Origin of the sequence: Arthrobacter sp. UYP6, assembly GCF_040547315.1 — a bacterium.
Classification (GTDB): domain Bacteria; phylum Actinomycetota; class Actinomycetes; order Actinomycetales; family Micrococcaceae; genus Arthrobacter_B.
In genome coordinates, this window is the sequence record NZ_JBEPPM010000013.1 from 71,304 (window position 1) to 87,257 (window position 15,954).

Annotated in this window: 15 protein-coding genes; 6 read left to right on the forward strand and 9 right to left on the reverse strand. The window is 66.9% G+C overall.

The window, feature by feature from the left end; translation table 11 throughout:
• Nucleotides 1-8: 8 nt before the first annotated feature.
• Nucleotides 9-2,771 (reverse strand): molybdopterin-dependent oxidoreductase, encoded by a 2,763-nt coding sequence (locus ABIB35_RS12205; protein ID WP_354181748.1) that lies wholly within the window; start codon nt 2,769-2,771, stop codon nt 9-11.
• Nucleotides 2,768-3,613, reverse strand: a complete 846-nt coding sequence (locus ABIB35_RS12210; RefSeq protein WP_354181750.1) for an FAD binding domain-containing protein — start codon at nt 3,611-3,613, stop codon at nt 2,768-2,770. The genes ABIB35_RS12205 and ABIB35_RS12210 overlap by 4 nt, the downstream gene beginning before the upstream one ends.
• Nucleotides 3,614-3,970: 357 nt before the next feature.
• Between ABIB35_RS12210 and ABIB35_RS12215 the strand changes: the two genes are divergently transcribed.
• Both ABIB35_RS12215 and ABIB35_RS12220 read left to right on the forward strand, forming a co-directional pair.
• Nucleotides 3,971-4,816 (forward strand): HpcH/HpaI aldolase/citrate lyase family protein, encoded by an 846-nt coding sequence (locus ABIB35_RS12215; RefSeq protein ID WP_354181752.1) that lies wholly within the window; start codon nt 3,971-3,973, stop codon nt 4,814-4,816.
• A gap of 136 nt (nt 4,817-4,952) precedes the next feature.
• Nucleotides 4,953-5,345, forward strand: coding sequence for a helix-turn-helix domain-containing protein (locus ABIB35_RS12220; RefSeq protein WP_354181754.1), 393 nt, complete (start codon nt 4,953-4,955; stop codon nt 5,343-5,345).
• A 7-nt stretch (nt 5,346-5,352) separates the two neighbouring features.
• Here the strand turns inward: ABIB35_RS12220 and ABIB35_RS12225 are convergent, their stop codons facing one another.
• The 4 genes from ABIB35_RS12225 to ABIB35_RS12240 all read right to left on the reverse strand — a co-directional run bounded on the left by ABIB35_RS12225 (nt 5,353) and on the right by ABIB35_RS12240 (nt 7,813).
• Nucleotides 5,353-5,940, reverse strand: a complete 588-nt coding sequence (locus ABIB35_RS12225) for a ClpP family protease (RefSeq protein ID WP_354181755.1) — start codon at nt 5,938-5,940, stop codon at nt 5,353-5,355.
• Complete coding sequence (locus ABIB35_RS12230) at nt 5,937-6,593, reverse strand: ClpP family protease (protein ID WP_354181757.1); 657 nt, start codon at nt 6,591-6,593, stop codon at nt 5,937-5,939. Before ABIB35_RS12230 ends, ABIB35_RS12225 begins: the two co-directional genes overlap by 4 nt.
• 78 nt (nt 6,594-6,671) lie before the next feature.
• Nucleotides 6,672-7,139, reverse strand: a complete 468-nt coding sequence (gene rraA, locus ABIB35_RS12235; protein ID WP_354181759.1) for a ribonuclease E activity regulator RraA — start codon at nt 7,137-7,139, stop codon at nt 6,672-6,674.
• A 101-nt stretch (nt 7,140-7,240) separates the two neighbouring features.
• Entirely contained in the window at nt 7,241-7,813 is a 573-nt protein-coding gene (locus ABIB35_RS12240) for a TetR/AcrR family transcriptional regulator (RefSeq protein WP_354181761.1), read from the reverse strand.
• Between the two features lie 115 nt (nt 7,814-7,928).
• Between ABIB35_RS12240 and ABIB35_RS12245 the strand changes: the two genes are divergently transcribed.
• A complete protein-coding gene (locus ABIB35_RS12245; RefSeq protein WP_354181763.1) occupies nt 7,929-9,455 on the forward strand; it encodes an MFS transporter in 1,527 nt (508 codons plus the stop codon).
• A gap of 33 nt (nt 9,456-9,488) precedes the next feature.
• On the opposite strand, the gene ABIB35_RS12250 is transcribed toward ABIB35_RS12245, so the two are convergent.
• Nucleotides 9,489-9,935, reverse strand: a complete 447-nt coding sequence (locus tag ABIB35_RS12250; RefSeq protein ID WP_354181765.1) for a universal stress protein — start codon at nt 9,933-9,935, stop codon at nt 9,489-9,491.
• A gap of 110 nt (nt 9,936-10,045) precedes the next feature.
• Here ABIB35_RS12250 and ABIB35_RS12255 point away from each other — a divergent pair, with 110 nt between their 5' ends.
• On the forward strand, nt 10,046-11,251 hold the full coding sequence (locus ABIB35_RS12255; RefSeq protein WP_354181766.1) for a multidrug effflux MFS transporter: 1,206 nt from the start codon (nt 10,046-10,048) through the stop codon (nt 11,249-11,251).
• A 283-nt stretch (nt 11,252-11,534) separates the two neighbouring features.
• Complete coding sequence (locus ABIB35_RS12260; RefSeq protein ID WP_354181768.1) at nt 11,535-12,443, forward strand: SDR family oxidoreductase; 909 nt, start codon at nt 11,535-11,537, stop codon at nt 12,441-12,443.
• A gap of 127 nt (nt 12,444-12,570) precedes the next feature.
• On the opposite strand, the gene ABIB35_RS12265 is transcribed toward ABIB35_RS12260, so the two are convergent.
• Nucleotides 12,571-13,446, reverse strand: a complete 876-nt coding sequence (locus tag ABIB35_RS12265) for a hypothetical protein (RefSeq protein ID WP_354181770.1) — start codon at nt 13,444-13,446, stop codon at nt 12,571-12,573.
• Between the two features lie 186 nt (nt 13,447-13,632).
• On the opposite strand from ABIB35_RS12265, the gene ABIB35_RS12270 reads away from it, so the two are divergent.
• A complete protein-coding gene (locus tag ABIB35_RS12270; RefSeq protein ID WP_354181772.1) occupies nt 13,633-14,133 on the forward strand; it encodes a DUF456 domain-containing protein in 501 nt (166 codons plus the stop codon).
• Between the two features lie 6 nt (nt 14,134-14,139).
• On the opposite strand, the gene ABIB35_RS12275 is transcribed toward ABIB35_RS12270, so the two are convergent.
• The gene (locus ABIB35_RS12275; RefSeq protein WP_354181773.1) at nt 14,140-15,657 is read right to left on the reverse strand and encodes a S10 family peptidase; all 1,518 of its coding nucleotides are present in this window, start codon (nt 15,655-15,657) and stop codon (nt 14,140-14,142) included.
• Nucleotides 15,658-15,954: the final 297 nt, after the last annotated feature.

Sequence of the window (15,954 nt, forward strand, 5' to 3'; positions counted from 1 at the left end):
CCCGGGCATCAGCCGGGCAGGCCGTTCCGCCTCAGCTGATCCTGCAGCGCCAGGCACATCACGTCCCGGGCCAGCGGAAGCACGCTGAACCGGATTCCCGTGGCATCCCGGACGGCATTGGCCAGTGCCGGTGCCACGGGATTGAACGGGCTCTCACTCATGGATTTGGCGCCCAGGGGCCCCAGCGAATCGGTGGTATCCGCGAAGAAGATTTCGGTCCTGGGAACGTCGGCAAAAGCGGGTACATGATAGTTGCGCAGGATCTTTGTCTGGACCTCGCCGGCGTCATCAACGCGTACCTTTTCAAACATCGCAGCGCCCAGCGCCTGGGCGATTCCGCCCTCGATCTGGCCGCGGCACTGCAGGGGGTTCAGGACCACCCCGGCGTCCGCGGCATGGACGCTCTGCAGGATCCGGATCTCACCCGTGCCGGGATTCACTCCCACCCGGAAGCCCTGCACGTTGAAGGCCACCGACCGCGGGGTTCCGCCCCAGCGCCCCTCCGCTGACAGCCCGATTCCGGCCACCCGGGCGCGGGCGGCCACCTCGGCCAGCGGAAGGCGCTCGCCGCCGCACACCACGGTGCCCGCCGCCAGCACCACCTGGGCGGATGTGGTGGCAAAGAGCGAGGCGGCGAACCCCTTGATGAGCACGGCAAGTTCCGCTGCCGCGGCCAGTGTTGCCTTGCCGGCCACCACGGTGCCGGTGGAGCCGTAGGCGCCGGTGTCATGATCCACCAGGTCAGTGTCCGCTTGACGGATCACCACATCCCGCGGATCAGCATGCAGCGCTTCCGCGGCGAGCTGGGCATGGACCGTGCTGGTGCCGTTGCCGAACTCGGCGGTGCCGACGTCGAGCCCGTAGCGGCCGTCCGGCCGCAGGGTGATCCGCACGTTGGATACGTGCCCGCGGGGCGGAACCGTATCAATCATGGCGACGGCGGTGCCGGCGCCTACCAGCCACTCGGAGCCCAAACCCGCTCCGGAGCTTTCCCCGGACACCATCCCGCGGTCCAGGGCGGCCCGCACCCACTCCACGCACTGGTCCAGGCCGTAACTGCCGTAGTGCACATCTCCTGCCGGTTCGGCGGCGGTGGAGAGCATGGGATCTCCCATGGCGACGACGTTGCGGCGTCGGAATTCCAGCGGGTCCATGCCGATACCCCGCGCGAGTTCGTCCATGGCGCTCTCGACGGCAAAAATCATCTGGCTCAGCCCGTACCCACGGAAGGCCCCCGACGGGACGGTGTTGGTATAGACGGCGCGGGCATCCACCTTCTTATTGCGGCACCGGTAGACGGCCAGCGACTCGCCGCAGCCGTGGAACATCACGCCCGGAGCATGGTTGCCGTACGCGCCGGTGTTGGTGGTGACATCCACGTCCATAGCTGTCAGAGTGCCGTCCCGTCCGGCTCCGGCCCGGACCCGGACGGAAAACGGATGCCGCACGGTGCTGGCGGTGAACTGCTCCTGGCGGGTCAGCTCCAGCTGCACCGGCCGGTTCAGCCGCAGGGCGGCCAGGGCAACCAGGTCCTCCGTGAGCACTTCCTGTTTGCCGCCGAAGCCGCCGCCCACCCGCCCGGCGACCACGCGCACGGAGTCGGGCTGCAGATCGAAAATCCTGCACAGCGTCCGCCGCACCAGGAACGGCACCTGGGTGGAGGTGCGGACGGTCAGCCGGCCGGCGTCGTCGAACCAGGCCACGGCGGCATGGGTTTCCAGGGCCATGTGCGCCAGCCGCTGGCTTTCGTAGGTGTTTTCGTGGACGACGTCGGCTGCGGCAAATCCTGCGGCGAGGTTGCCGATCTCGGAATGCAGCTCTGCCACAATGTTCGCGGCGGAGGCGCCGGGCCCGGCAGCAGAAGGCGCGTCCTGGGGGCCGGGATGCAGCGCCGGAGCGCCGGGTGCCAGGGCCTCCGCCGGATCAAAGACGGCCGGCAGCAGCTGATACTCCACCCGGATCAGCCGGCTTCCCTCCTCGGCGGCGGCCACGGAAGACGCGGCGACGGCGGCCACCCGCTGACCGCGAAAACGCACCACGTCGTCCAGGACCCGGGTGTCGTCCGGGTCATCGGTGTGCAGCTCGTGCTGGGCGCTGGAGAAGCGCTGCAGCGGAGCGTCGTGATGGGTCAGGACAGCCTCCACCCCGGGTACGGCCAGGGCAGCCGAAGCATCAATGGACAGGACGCGGGCATGCGGATGCGGCGAGCGGAGCACCTTCAGGTGCAGCAGGCCGGGCAGGGAGGACGGGGGAATATCCAGGGTGTAGCGGGCAGTGCCGGTGACGATTGCGGTGCCGGCCGGTGCCGGAACATTCCTGCCGACCGTCCCCGACTCCTCGGTATGCCGCACGCCGTGTACTGCGTCCTCGATGGCCCGGTAGCCGGTGCAGCGGCACAGGTTGCCTTTGAAGCTGCGGGGCAGGTCCTGCTGCTGTTCCGGGGTAAAGGAAGCGGCAGTCATGATCATTCCGGCGGTGCAGAAACCGCATTGGAAGCCCTGTGCATCCAGGAACTGCTGCTGGAGGGGGTGGAGAGTGTCGCCGTCGGCCAGCCCTTCAATGGTGGTGATACTGAGGTCCTCCGCGCGCACCGCCGGGTAGAGGCAGCTGTGCACCGGCAGGCCGTCCACGTGCACGGTGCAGGCGCCGCAGTCACCGGCGTCGCAGCCCTTCTTGACGCCCAGCCACCCCTGCTCCCGCAGGAAGGTCCGCAGGCACTGCCCGGGCGCCGGGACGGCCGCCGTTTCGGTGCCGTTGATCCGGTACGTCACGCGGCCAGCTCGGTACGGATTTCTTCGGCGAGCCGCCCGGTGATGTAGTGCCGCCAGGCAGGCAACCCGTGCACGTCATTGAGGTACAGCTCTGCGGGGATGGCCCCGGCAAGGGATGAGCGGAGTTCGGCCGCCGCTGGCATCCCGGCGAACCGAAGCTGCACCGGCCGCACGGTGGCTGCGGTGACCGTCAGTACAAAGCCGCCGTCTTCGTCCCGGCGTCCAATCAGCAGAGCGCCGGACCTTCCCAGGGTGGTGAGCGAAACCTGACGGGAAGCCGTGCGGGCGCGGAGGGCTGCCGCGGGCACGGTGATGCTGCGCAGCAGTTCTCCCGGTGCCAGGGCCGTGCTGCCTTCGCCGATGACCAGGGCTGTGACGGGCAGGCGCCGGCTTGTTCCGTCGGGGGAGAGGATCAGGGCGCTTGAGTCCAGTGCGGCTGTCAGAGCGGTCATGGGCCCGGCGGGAAGGGCGGTGCAGATGTTTCCGCCCACCGTGGAGACGTTCCAGACCTTGAAGGAGGCAACGAAGGCGTCGCAGCAGGCCCGGATCAGGTTCAGCGCCGGCCAGCCGACGGCCGGCGATTGGCCGGAGGCGGCGCCGTGGGGATCGGGTTCGGCCGGGAAGGCATACAGGGTGGAGACGGTGCAGGTGGCGGAAATTTCGAGGCCGTCCGTGCTGACGGTCAGCGGTTCCCAGCCCGCCTTCGTGATGTCCAGCAGCCGCTGCAATTCGGAGGTGCCGGCTGAGAAGAGGACGGTGCCGCCGGCGAGCCAGGCGTCGCCGGGCCGCCAGTCGCGCGGATCGGCGGTGTGCACCACGGAGGACACGGTGTTCAGATCCATGAGGCCCCGCCCGCCGCTGCAACCTCCACGTAGCCGCCCGAGAGCAGACCGGTCACGGCGTCGGCACAGGCGCGGCCGCTCGTGAGTTTTGATACACGGGTATCCAAATGTTCCAACACGGTGGTCCTACCCTCCAGCGGCGCTCCGGCGGGCAACCGCTGCCCGTCCAGAAACACAACTTGCTCTGGAGGTTCCCGGCCGGAGCAGCTCCCCGCCGGTGTCCCCCTAATTGCACGGAGCCTACCACGGTGCTCGTTGTGTTTTTCGCGGATAGGACCGGTGACGGCGGCTGTAACGGTGGTCACACCCAGCCCCCCAGTTGGAATAACGCCACGGCTGGAAAGTAGGGTCTAGGGTATGGCCCCTTTTCGTAACAGCCGCGCCGCGTCGCTGCCTGCAAAACTGTCCCGCTCATGGCTTCTGGCATCTGCAGCCAACGAGGCCAACTTTGGGCCGGCGCTTGCGTCCGAGGCCGACTCCGTGGTGTTCGACATGGAAGACGCGGTTCCGGCAGCCGGCAAGGCCGAAGCCCGCGAACGCGTGGTTGAAGCCCTCTCCACCGGAATGACCGCCTGGGTGCGCGTCAACGGCATCGAAACCGACTACTGGGCCGATGACCTGGCTGCACTGTCCAAGGCTCCGGGCCTGCGCGGTGTCATGCTGGCGATGACCGAAAAGCCGGAGCAGGTCACTCATACGGCCATGCGCCTGCAGGCGGGCACCCCGGTCCTGGCCCTGGTGGAATCCGCGCTGGGCATCGAGAACGCGACGGCGATTGCCTCCGCTCCGGGCACCTTCCGGCTTGCGTTCGGCGTGGGTGACTTCCGCCGTGACACGGGCGCCTCTGACGAGCCCATGGCGCTGGCCTATGCCCGGTCCAAGCTGGTGGTCGCGTCCCGCGTGGGGCAGCTGCCCGGCCCGATCGACGGCCCCACCGTCGGCGCCCTGGGTGAGAAGCTCCTTGACGCCTGCAAGGTCACCCAGTCCATGGGCATGACCGGCAAGCTGTGCCTCATGCCCGACGCCGCAGACACGATCAACCAGGGGCTGTCCCCGAGCGGATCGGAAGTCCAATGGGCCCATGAGCTGCTTGAAGCGCATGCCGCCGGTGCCGTGGTGGGCGACGGATCGTACCTGCCGCGCCTGGCCCGTGCCCAGAAGATCTCCTCGCTGGCCGACTCGTACGGACTCTGGAACGCCTAACTGAGTTGAACCCGGTGCCCTCGATCCGGCCAGGAACTCCAGCACCCGCGCCGTGAGCGCGGGTGCTGCTAGCGGCAACCCTCTGCTCAGAGCAGAGTCCCTGTTGTCCGGCGCCCGCAGCGTTTTACCATCAATCATGGCCGACATCACTGCGTTAAGTGTTCCAGCGGGAATCCGCCCGGCAGCCGGGCCGCCGTCCAGCCGGGGAACGCCCCGCAGCCCGGGCGAGCCCTTGTGGCGGCAGGTGCTCGGCGGGTTGCTGCGGCGGCTGCGGCATGAGCGGGGTCTGACGCTGGGTGAGATCGCCGACCGTGCCGGACTGTCCCCGCAGTACCTCTCCGAGATCGAGCGGGGGCTGAAAGAACCTTCCAGCGAAATGATCGAGGCAGTGGCGGGGGCACTCGGCGTCACGCTGGTCGACCTGACCCTTGCCGTGGCTGAAACGTTGATCCTCGCCAGCAGCGCTGCTGCCGTACCGGGCCCGGCCGGTCGCGCCACCGGCCGCGGTTCCTTCACCCTCGCGGCCTGACGGCGGCTCAGGCCTGGTCGATCACGTGGTCGATCAGGCCGTAGTCCCGGGCCGCCGGGGCGGTGAACAGTCGGTCCCGGTCGGTGTCCGCGCGCAGCGTCTGCATGCTCTGGCCGGTTCGGTCGGAGAGGATGGCCTCCATATCGGAGCGCACCCGTACAAGCTCATCTGCCTGCAGAATCAAGTCGGGGATGGTGCCGCGGCCCTGCACCGCGGGCTGGTGCAGCATGATCCTTGCAGGCGGCAGCGCGGCCCGTTTCCCCTTCGCCCCGGCGGCCAGCAAAACGGCGCCGACGGCGACCGCCTGGCCCACGCAGGTGGTGGCCACCTCCGGCCGGATGAACCGGATGGTGTCGTAAACGGCCAGCATGGCGCTGGGCTCGCCGCCGTCGCAGTTGATGTACAGATCGATGTCCATGTCCGGACTCGCGGAGTGCAGGTACAGCAGCTGGGCGATCAGCGCGTTGGCCACGCCGCCGTCGATCGGGGTGCCGAGATAGACGATCCGCTCGGTGAGCAGGTGCGAATAGATGTCCATGATCCGTTCGCCGCGCGGATGCTGGGCGATCACGTTGGGAATCGTGTAGCTGCTCATCGGGCCGCCTCCGCTTCGGCGGCTCCGGCGGTCTGGCCCCGGGGCGGGCGGCCGAATCCGGCGGCGGGGCGCAGGCGCGGCCGGAACTCGTCGAAGCCCTGCACGATTGAATCGATGAAGCCGTAGTTCAGTGCCTCCGCGGCGGTGTACCAGTGGTCGTGCAGGGAGTCCTCAAAAACGCGGTCGACCGGCTGGCCGGTGTCCTCCGAGATCAGCCCCAGCACGGTGTCGCGGGTGTGCCGCAGGTCATCGGCCTGCAGTTCGATGTCCACGGCGGTGCCCGCGATGCCGGCGGACCCTTGATGCATCAGGATCCGGGCGTGCGGCAGGGCGCGGCGTTTGCCGGGTGTGCCGGCGGACAGCAGGAACTGGCCGGCGGAGCAGGCAATGCCTAATGCCAGTGTGGAAACATCGTTGGGAATGGTCCGGATGACGTCGCGGATCGCCAGCATTGCCGGCACGGACCCGCCGGGGGAGTGGATCCACAGGGCGATATCGGCCAGGGGATCCTCGGCGGCAAGGGTGATCAGCTGGGCGGCGAGCAGTGTTCCGTTGTCGTCATCCAGCGGCCCATCCAGGACCAGGACGCGGCGCTCGTAGAACTCGGTGCGGACTCTTTCAGTGAACAGCGGAGGTTTCTCGGAATCAGTCATGACTCCACGGTGTCGCGGCCGGCGGCCGGGGGGAAGGCCGCTCTGCCGGCAGCAGAGCTGCTGTCAGCGGAGCTGGTCCTAGCGCTCGGCGAGGATGCCGTCGTCGTCGGCGTACAGGACGGCACCGGGCCGGAAGGTGACGCCGCCGAACGTTACCGTGACGTCCACTTCGCCGGCGGATTCCTTGGCGCTTTTGCGCGGGTTCGAGCCCAGTGCCTTCACACCCAGCGGCAGCCGGGCCAGGGCTGCGCGGTCACGGATTGCGCCGTTGATGACGACGCCGGTCCAGCCGTTGGCCACGGCCGCCTCGGCGATCATGTCGCCCATCAGGGCGGTATTCAGCGATCCGCCGCCGTCGACCACCAGCACCGCGCCGTCGCCGGGCGAGTTCAACGTGGACTTCACCAGGCCGTTGTCCTCGATGCAGCGGATGGTGCGGATCGGTCCGGTGAACCGGAGATTTCCGCCCAGGTCCTGGAACTGCAGGGACACTGACGCCAGATGCTCACCGTGTTTGTCGTAAAGGTCTGCTGTGCTGGTTTCCATGGCACCTACTGTCGCATGCCCCCTCCGCCGAGATGGCACAACACGCTCGTCTCCGGGCGTATTAGCGGCGTGTCCTGCCATCTCGGCGAGGGGAGGGAGGGCTAGTGCGGCTGCGGAAGGCTGGCGGCGTGGGCCTTGAGGACTTCGACGACGTCGAGCAGCTCGGCCACGGATTCCTCGGTGGTGGAGCTCTTTTCCCGCGGCCAGCCGCCGGGCAGTCCCTCGTTGTAATACAGTCCGTCACCCAGCAGGATAATGGCGCGGGCAATGACCGGATTTCCCACTTCCTCAAGGACCAGGTCGGTCCAGTTGCAGTGGATCCGTTCCAGTACCGCCGATGCCTCCGGGTCGGAGGCCTGAGCAAGGCGGACGACGCCGATCAGCGCACGGTCCAGTGCGCTGCCCACATAGACCGATTCCCGGACCAGGTACCGGGATGGGCCTTCGGGGTCGGCGCTCATGTTCCTCATGTCCTCCGCAGCCAATTCCTCAAGGCGGGCGATGAGGGCTGCGGCCAGGGCTTCCTTGTTCTTGAAGTGGTACAAAAGGCCACCCTTGGACACACCAGCCAAGGCAATGACAGCGTCCATGGTGGCGCCGCGGGGACCTTCGTTGATCAGCAGTTCCTCATAGGCGGAAAGGATGCGATCCCGGGTGGAAGTGTGTTCAGGCATACGTTTACGCTACGCCATCTTGTCCTGTACAGTCTAGACGGTACAGTAGATGGAGACTGCAGTGACTCGTCTGCCGCTGCTGGCGCCCCCATGACTACCCCAGAAGGAGACAGCTGTGCTTGCCGTACAGGAGACGCCCCGGAGTCAACGAGCCGGACGGCGCGAATGGCTGGGACTTGCCGTCCTGATGCTGCCGGTGCTCCTGATTTCCGTGGACAACACTGTCCTTAGCTTCGCGATCCCGTCGCTTTCCCGCGCGCTGGCGCCGTCCGGAACCGAACTGCTGTGGATCGTGGACATCTACGCGCTGGTGCTCGCCGGACTGCTGGTTCCCATGGGAGCCCTGGGTGACCGGCTCGGCCGGCGGAAACTGCTGCTGATCGGAAGCGCCGGGTTTGGCCTGGTGTCCGCCGCCGCAGCCTTCGTGCCGAGCGCGGAGGCCCTGATCGGTGCCCGTGCCCTGCTCGGCCTGTTCGGCGCCATGCTCATGCCTGCCACCCTGTCGCTGATTCGGAACATCTTCACGGTTCCCTCTCAGCGGCGGATCGCGATTGCCGTCTGGGCTGCAGGTTTCTCCGGCGGTGCGGCCCTGGGTCCGATCGTGGGCGGGCTGCTGCTGGAACACTTCTGGTGGGGCTCGGTATTCCTGCTTTCCGTTCCGGTGCTCATTCCGCTGCTGGTCTTTGGGCCTTTGCTGGTGCCCGAATCCCGCGACCCCAACCCCGGTCCGGTAGACGTCTGGAGCCTGCTGCTGGTGATGGCCGCCATGTTCCCGGTGGTCTACGGCATCAAGGAAATTGCGGCGTCCGGAGTTGGCGTTCCCTCACTGGCGCCCATCGCCGTCGGGCTGGTTTTTGGCATCCTCTTTGTCCGCCGACAGTTGCGGCGGACGCATCCAATGCTGGATGTCCGACTGTTCCGGAACCCCACGTTCAGCGGATCCATCAGTGCCAACCTGCTCAGCGTCTTTTCCCTGGTGGGCTTCATCTTCTTCCTCTCCCAGCATCTGCAGCTGGTCCTGGAGAAGTCGCCGCAGGAGGCCGGCCTGATCATGCTGCCGGGGCTGGTGATCACCATCATCGCCGGCCTGGCCGTGGTGCGGGTGGTCCGGCGCGTCCGTCCGGGTTATGTGGTGGCCGGCGGCCTGCTCCTTAACGCCGTGGGATACACCATTGTCCTGGCCACCGGGGCCGAGGACAGCATTGCCGGCCTGATGATTGCGTTCATGGTGCTGGGGCTGGGTGTCGGCGCGGCGGAGACCATTTCCAATGACCTCATTCTCTCTTCGGTGCCGCCCACCAAGGCAGGAGCGGCCTCGGCCATCTCCGAAACCGCCTATGAAGTGGGTTCCGTCCTGGGTACCGCAGTCCTGGGCAGCATCCTCACCGCCGGTTACCGCAACGGAGTCTCACTCCCGGACGGTTTGTCCTCCGCTGATGCGGCGGCCGCGTCGGAAACCCTCGGCGGCGCCGTCGAGGCGGCACAGCGGTTACCCGAAGGGCCCGCGATTCAACTGCTGGAATCCGCTCGGGCAGCTTTTGACTCGGGGGTTGGAGTCACCTCGCTGATCGGCATCATCCTCATGCTCGCCTCCGCAGTCGGGGCACTTCTCGTCCTGCGCCGGGCCACCGTGGAGCACTAGCGGCGGCTGCGGCGCGGGGGCGGCCCTCGGGTCCTACGCCGATTCGCCCCGGTGCACAATCAGCACCGGGCAATGGGCATGCGCCGCCAGCGTGGAGCTGACGGATCCGAGCAGCAGCCCCACAAAGCCGCCGCGCCCGCGGTTGCCCACCACCAGCATTTCCGCGCCGCGGCTGGCTTCGATGAGCAGCTCCACGGGCAGGCCCACCAGAGGTGTCCGCTTCAGATCCGCCGGCACATCCTCGCCGAAGGCTTCCGCCACCGCCTCGTCGAGGGTCCGCTCGGCCTGTACCAGCGGCGACCAGGACTCCGTGGGAACGGGCGGAGCTAGGGAGATCGAGTACTCCCAGACCGTCACCACATGCAGGGAACACCCCAGCACCGCGGCCAATCGCCGGGCCTTCCAGAGGGCTTCAATGGAGAGCCGGGAGCCGTCCACCCCCACAACTATGCGTTTGCGGTCCTCATCGCCGTTGCTCATGGTGCATCCCGTCCTTCAAAACGTTGGCTTTTTGGCGTGCTGGATGGTGCCGTGATGCCATCCTCCCCCTGAATGGAGCTCCGGGGGAGAGTCACCGTAGCATCGGGTCTATGTTTAGTTCGTTTCGCCGCGGGCCGGCCACCGCCATGACCACCGGCCTGCTCCTGGTCCTGGCACTGCTCTCGGCCACCGGACCGTTTGCGACCGACCTTTATCTGCCCTCCTTCCCCGCGATGACCGAGGAGCTCGGTGCATCCGCCACCGGGGTGCAGCTGACGCTCACGGCTTTCCTTCTGGGGATGGCAGCGGGCCAGCTGGTTTTCGGACCGCTCTCGGACCGGCACGGGCGCTTCCGCCCCCTGCTCCTGGGATCCGCCGGGTTTGTCCTGGCCTCCGTGGTCTGCGCGCTGGCACCCACCCTGGCCGTGCTGGTGGGAGGGAGGCTGGTGCAGGGCCTGTGTGCCTCCGCCGGGGTGGTCATTGCCCGCGCCATGGTTGCCGACCTGACCACTGGCGCGACGTCGGCACGCACCTTCAGCCTGCTCATGACCATAGGCGGGGTGGCGCCGGTGGTGGCTCCAACGGTGGGCGGACTGCTGGCGGGAAGCCTCGGCTGGCGGGGCGTCCTCTGGGTACTGGCCGGACTGGCACTGGTGATGTTCGTCTGCGTGGTTGCGGTGCTTTCTGAATCCCAGCCCCCGAGCAGCCGGAGCAGCGGCCCGCTGCTGGCGGGACTGGCCTCGGTGGTGAGGAAACGGAAATTCCTGGGCTACGCGGTCCTGTTTGCGAGTACCTTTGGTGTGCTCATGAGCTATATCTCGGCCTCCCCGTTTGTCTACCAGAACCTGATGGGGCTCTCCGCGTCCGCCTATGGGATTGCCTTCGGTGTCAATGCCATGGGATTGGTGGGCGCAGGGTTCATCTCCGCCCGGCTGGCCCGGCGGATACCGCCGCGGAAAACCGTCACGGTTGCCGTTTCCGTCCTGCTTGCCATGTCCCTGGCGGTGCTGGCACTCTCCGTCGGGGGAGCTGCGCCGCTACTGCTGGCAATCCCCATCTTTTTCGCTGCCAGCTCGGTGGGATTCATCATGGGTAACACCACCTCACTGGCGCTGGCCGAGGTGGGCCTTGCCGCCGGCAGCGGATCCGCCGTCCTGGGCGGAGGCCAGTTCTTTGCCGGCGCGCTGGTCTCGCCGCTGACGGGGCTGGCAGGGAAGGAATCCGCGGTGCCGCTGGCAATCATCATGACCCTTTCCGCCCTGGTGGCCGTGGCCGCACTTGTGGCGACCCGGACGCGTCAACCTGCGGATCGGTAGACTCAACGGACTATGCGAACCATGAACAAGTACCGAACGCTCATTGTCTGGCTCCTCATCATCGCGCTGGTAGGCAGCCTCAGTGTGGGGTTCCTCGGCATGCTTTTCTAACGCCAGGCGTGTCCGCGGCAGGGGCCAGATGTTGTCTCCGCGGGCAAAGTTGAGCCGGAAAGGCTCTGAGGTCTAGGGTAGTAAGCATACTTACGCTTCTGTCGGGGCGGTGAAAGTGCCGCCAGTCCGGGCGTACCGCATGCAGAATGACCTACCGAAAGTGGGAAACTCTATGACCAACGGCAGCACTAACGATCAGTACACCTTCCAAAACCCCGTAGACCGCTTCCCGACCATCACGCCGCCGAAGCAGGATCAGCCCGAGCCGGGACTGGATGCGGATCTGGAGCCCAAGACGGACCGCGGCGAGGAATCGTACCGCGGCACCGGCCGGCTGGAAGGACGGAAGGCCCTGATTACCGGTGCCGACTCCGGCATTGGCGCCGCAGTCGCCATCGCCTACGCACGGGAAGGCGCCGACGTCGCGCTGGCGTACCTGCCGGAGGAAGAAGAAGACGCACGGGAGATCGTGCGTCTGGTGGAGGCTGCCGGACGCAAGGCCGTGGCCCTGCCCGGTGACGTACGCGACGCCGCCTACTGCACGCAGCTGGTCGCGGATGCCGTAGCGGCCCTCGGTGGCCTGGATATCCTGGTGAACAATGCGGGCAAGCAGATTGCCGTGGAGAACCTCGAGGACCTCTCCGATGAGCAGCTGGATGACACCTTCAAGACCAACATCTACTCCTTCTTCCGCATCACCAAGGCTGCGCTGCCGCACCTTCCGGCCGGATCGACCATCATCAATACGACGTCGATCCAGGCGTACAGCCCCTCTCCGTTCCTGCTGGACTACGCCAGCACCAAGGCGGCCATCAACAACTTCACCAAGGGGCTGTCCCAGCAGCTGGCGCCCAAGGGCATCCGGGTAAACGCCGTGGCGCCGGGTCCGTTCTGGACGCCGCTGCAGGTCTCCGACGGACAGCCCAAGGATGCCCTGCCGGAGTTTGGCAAGGACACCCCGCTGGGTCGCGCCGGCCAGCCCACCGAGCTTGCCCCGGCGTATGTTTTCCTGGCATCACCGGAATCCAGCTACGTGATCGGTGAGACCCTGAACGTCAACGGCGGCATGCCCACTCCGTAAGGCTCGGGTTTCGGCCCAGCTGAAAAAGGAACCGGCCCGCACCTTTCAACAGGTGCGGGCCGGTTCCTTTTTGTCTCTTCTTGATCCATCCGCGGGCGGTGGTGCCCCGTCCCCCGAAGAAGGGGCGCTAGGCGCGGGCCTCGGCGCCGCTGTAATCCGCACGATCGATCCGGCGGTGATAGCGCATGCCGGCCAGGCCGCCAAGCAGCGCACCAATGAGGGTGGCGGCCAGTGTGGCGGCGACGGCGATCCAGGTGGCTGCGGTGGCCCCGTCCAGGTCTTCCGGCAGCGGAGCAACCGTGTTCAGCTGGGTGATGCTGCGGATGTCATTGCCGTAGATCAAGCCCAGCACCACCACTACCACTGCGGCGATTAGTGCCCAGATCCAGACGGCCAGGCCCTGCCTGAGCCCGTTGAACCGGGCCATCCGGCCGGCCACATAGCCGCCGGCAAAGTAGGCCAGCAGCAGGATCGCCAGCAGGATGACGGCACCCACAATGCCGGCGCTCTGGTTGGCTGCCGCCTGGTCCAGGGATTGGCCCAGGTCATTGTCGGTGGAGAAGTCGACGGCGGCACCAATCGCCGCGGCCAGTGCGGACAACAGCACCACCATGCCGGTGGCGGTCAGCCAGCCGAAGAACGCGGCGCCGAATTTCATGCCGCCAAAACGCTCCTTCTCCATGGCCAGCAGGGCTTCGCGGTCTGCCTTGCCGGGAAGTGCGGTCCCCGGGGCTTCGGTGCCGGTGGTGCCGGCTTCCGGGTGGTGGCCGCCGTCGTCGTAATCCGCGTGGGGATCCTTGGTGTGGCTCAGCGGCAGTGCCCGTGTGCGGCCGTTGTCGTCGGCAGCCACAGCTCCGGCGGGAAGGACCTGGGTCTCATCGGCCGGAGCGAGGCGGTCGGAGCGGTCACGGAGGCGTCCACCGTCCGGGCCGACGGCGCTCCCTGAGCCTACGGCGGAGTTGCTGGCTTCTGGGCGGCCGGTTTTGCCTGATTCCGTGCTCATCTGTTTCTCCTGTTGCCATCCGGTGTATCGGGCTGTAGATGCCACCTTATAAGTAACCTTAGTAATTTCTCCACCTGCGGCCTGTCGCCTGCAGCCGGCAAACCGGAGCAGAATCCCCACGTGATGTAAAAACCAGGCGGCGGCAGGTCGGCATTGGGGCCGGAGCGCAAATGGAAGACTGGGGGGATGGACCCGGACATAATTTTTACTGTGATCGCTGCCCTGGCTATTGCCGTGGGTCTGACCGGAATCGTTATTCCGGTGCTGCCGGGCAGCATCCTGATCATTGCCGCACTGCTGGGCTGGGCGCTGGGACTGCAAAGCGCGGCTGCCTGGTGGGCCTTCGGAGTGGGGGCGGGACTGGCGCTGGCCGGCCTGCTCTCCAGTGCGGTGCTGACCGGCCGGCGGCTCAAGCAGCGGGAGGTTCCGAACACGTCAGTCCTAGCGGGATTGGCGGTGGGCGTGGTGGGAATGTTCCTCATTCCGGTGGTGGGACTGATTGTCGGATTCGCGGTGGGGCTGCTGCTCAGTGAGTTTCTGCGCCGCCGCAGCCTGCCGTCGGCCTGGTCCGCCAGCTATGCAGCCCTGAAGGCGATGGGCCTGGGCATCCTGGTGGAGCTTGGCCTGGCTTTTGCCGCCGGCACAGTGTTTGTGGGCGGGATCTGGTGGCATTTCGTCACGCGGTAGAACCGCTCAGCCAGCCGTAACAAACTCACCCAGGGCGGCGAGCTGGTCAAGCCGGCACTCCGGCTTCAGATACATCATGTGTCCGGCCTCGTGATAGTGGTGCGTGAACCGCGCCCGGGCAGCATTATCGAGCCGCATGTGCGCCCACACGTACTCGGCGGCGAAGTGGGGTGTGGCGCCGTCGTGGTACCCGTAATCCACATGCACGCGCAGATGCGGATTGTGCGCCAGCAGCCGCTCAAGGGTGTCGGTGACATCCACGGGAACCCCTTCGAAACTCTTGTAGCTCCAGGGTTGGACCCGCCCGGTGAGGATTTCATACGGAAGGTCGTTTTCGTAGCCCAGCTCGGCCCGGACATAGTGGTTGATCGCCGCGGAGTAGGGTCCGTTGATGGCCCGCAGGCTGGGATCGTCCCAGTTGATGGAATCCTGCTGCCGTGCCGGGGGAGCGGTGAAGCGGCCGTCGATCCGCCCCACCACCAGGTTCTCGTTCCGCAGCAGCTCCGCCGAGAACTGGGCGTAATCCCAGCGCAGGTTGGTGCGGCGGATAAAGCCCTCGTCCAGGGTGGTGATTTCGGCAAGCCGGCGGACGACGTCGTTGTACTCTTCCGTCCCCAGCCGGGCTCCCTGCGTGAGGGCGTAACCGAACTCCCGCCCGGCGAAGTCCTCGGCCTCGGCCACCACCGCGGGCAGCTCCCGGTTCCCGTGCCGGCCGTGAAAATGGGCGATCGCCGCGTAGGTGGGCAGGTGGAGCGCGTAGGGGGTGTCCCGGCCGGGCGCGAAGTCGAGGGTGGCCATGTTCAGCACGGTGGAGATCAGCCCCAGTCCGTTGACTGCCATGCCGTAGGCATCAAAAAGCCGGCCGGCGACGGCGACTGCGCGCAGCGTCCCGTAGGACTCGCCCACCAGGTACTTCGGGCTGAGCCAGCGGTTATTGCGGGTGGTCCAGAGCCGGATGACCTCGGCCACCAGGTCCCGGTCCTCCTCGAAGCCGTGGAATTCACCGGTCTCATTGCCGTCCACTACCCGGGAGAATCCGGTGTTCACCGGGTCGATCATGACCAGGTCCGCGTGCTGCAGGATGGTTTCCGGGTTGTCCACCAGGCCGAACGGCGGCGGGGTCAGCGCCCCAACATCCCCGGAGTCCACCATCCGGGGACCCAGCAGTCCCATGTGCAGCCACACCGAGGAGGACCCTGGACCGCCGTTGAAAGCAAAGACCACCGGCCGGCGGCTGGGGCCGGAAGCCTCCGGGGCAGGAGGATCAGCCGTGTACGCGACCAGGAAGATCTCCGCCTTCGGACGGAAGCCCTCCGACTTTCCGTCCTTGGTTTCTTCCCGGCGCAGCACCATGCGCCCGGCGGTGGTGGTGTAATTCAAGCCCGTGGGCAGGGTGTGGCGCCGGATCGCAAAATCGTCGGTGGCCTTCGGATCCTCAGAGTGCTGTTTCGGGCGCTCCTGCTGCTCCTGATCCCGGTCCCGGTGCTGGCTGTCGGTGTCCTGGCGCTGCTTGTCGTGGGGCATTGGAGCAGTCTAACCAGTTCCGCAGCGGCTGCTGTGTAGGTCGGATCGGCTGTTACGGCGTGCCGGCGAGGAGGCCGCATGGCGGGGCCGGGTATCAGCTCATGCAGGAAAAACTGGTGAACATGGCGCTGGAAATCAACAAGGGAGGCCCGGACCATCCTGGGCCAGCACATCCAGGCCTTCCGTTGAGTCTTTGACGGGCTGGAACACCTGAAGGCTACGAGTAGGCTCCGTCAGCAGGAGCCCCGGGAAGGGCACTGCACGACACACTTCGGAAAAGGATGTGCTTTACGCCAC

Excerpts from the sequence above, each read along its gene's own strand:
- ABIB35_RS12210 (WP_354181750.1), bottom strand. The coding sequence starts at position 3,613 with ATGGATCTGAACACCGTGTCCTCCGTGGTGCACACCGCCGATCCGCGC.
- ABIB35_RS12215 (WP_354181752.1), top strand. The coding sequence starts at position 3,971 with ATGGCCCCTTTTCGTAACAGCCGCGCCGCGTCGCTGCCTGCAAAACTG.
- ABIB35_RS12220 (WP_354181754.1), top strand. The coding sequence starts at position 4,953 with ATGGCCGACATCACTGCGTTAAGTGTTCCAGCGGGAATCCGCCCGGCA.
- ABIB35_RS12225 (WP_354181755.1), bottom strand. The coding sequence starts at position 5,940 with ATGAGCAGCTACACGATTCCCAACGTGATCGCCCAGCATCCGCGCGGC.
- ABIB35_RS12230 (WP_354181757.1), bottom strand. The coding sequence starts at position 6,593 with ATGACTGATTCCGAGAAACCTCCGCTGTTCACTGAAAGAGTCCGCACC.
- rraA (WP_354181759.1), bottom strand. The coding sequence starts at position 7,139 with ATGGAAACCAGCACAGCAGACCTTTACGACAAACACGGTGAGCATCTG.
- ABIB35_RS12240 (WP_354181761.1), bottom strand. The coding sequence starts at position 7,813 with ATGCCTGAACACACTTCCACCCGGGATCGCATCCTTTCCGCCTATGAG.
- ABIB35_RS12250 (WP_354181765.1), bottom strand. The coding sequence starts at position 9,935 with ATGAGCAACGGCGATGAGGACCGCAAACGCATAGTTGTGGGGGTGGAC.
- ABIB35_RS12255 (WP_354181766.1), top strand. The coding sequence starts at position 10,046 with ATGTTTAGTTCGTTTCGCCGCGGGCCGGCCACCGCCATGACCACCGGC.
- ABIB35_RS12260 (WP_354181768.1), top strand. The coding sequence starts at position 11,535 with ATGACCAACGGCAGCACTAACGATCAGTACACCTTCCAAAACCCCGTA.
- ABIB35_RS12265 (WP_354181770.1), bottom strand. The coding sequence starts at position 13,446 with ATGAGCACGGAATCAGGCAAAACCGGCCGCCCAGAAGCCAGCAACTCC.
- ABIB35_RS12270 (WP_354181772.1), top strand. The coding sequence starts at position 13,633 with ATGGACCCGGACATAATTTTTACTGTGATCGCTGCCCTGGCTATTGCC.
- ABIB35_RS12275 (WP_354181773.1), bottom strand. The coding sequence starts at position 15,657 with ATGCCCCACGACAAGCAGCGCCAGGACACCGACAGCCAGCACCGGGAC.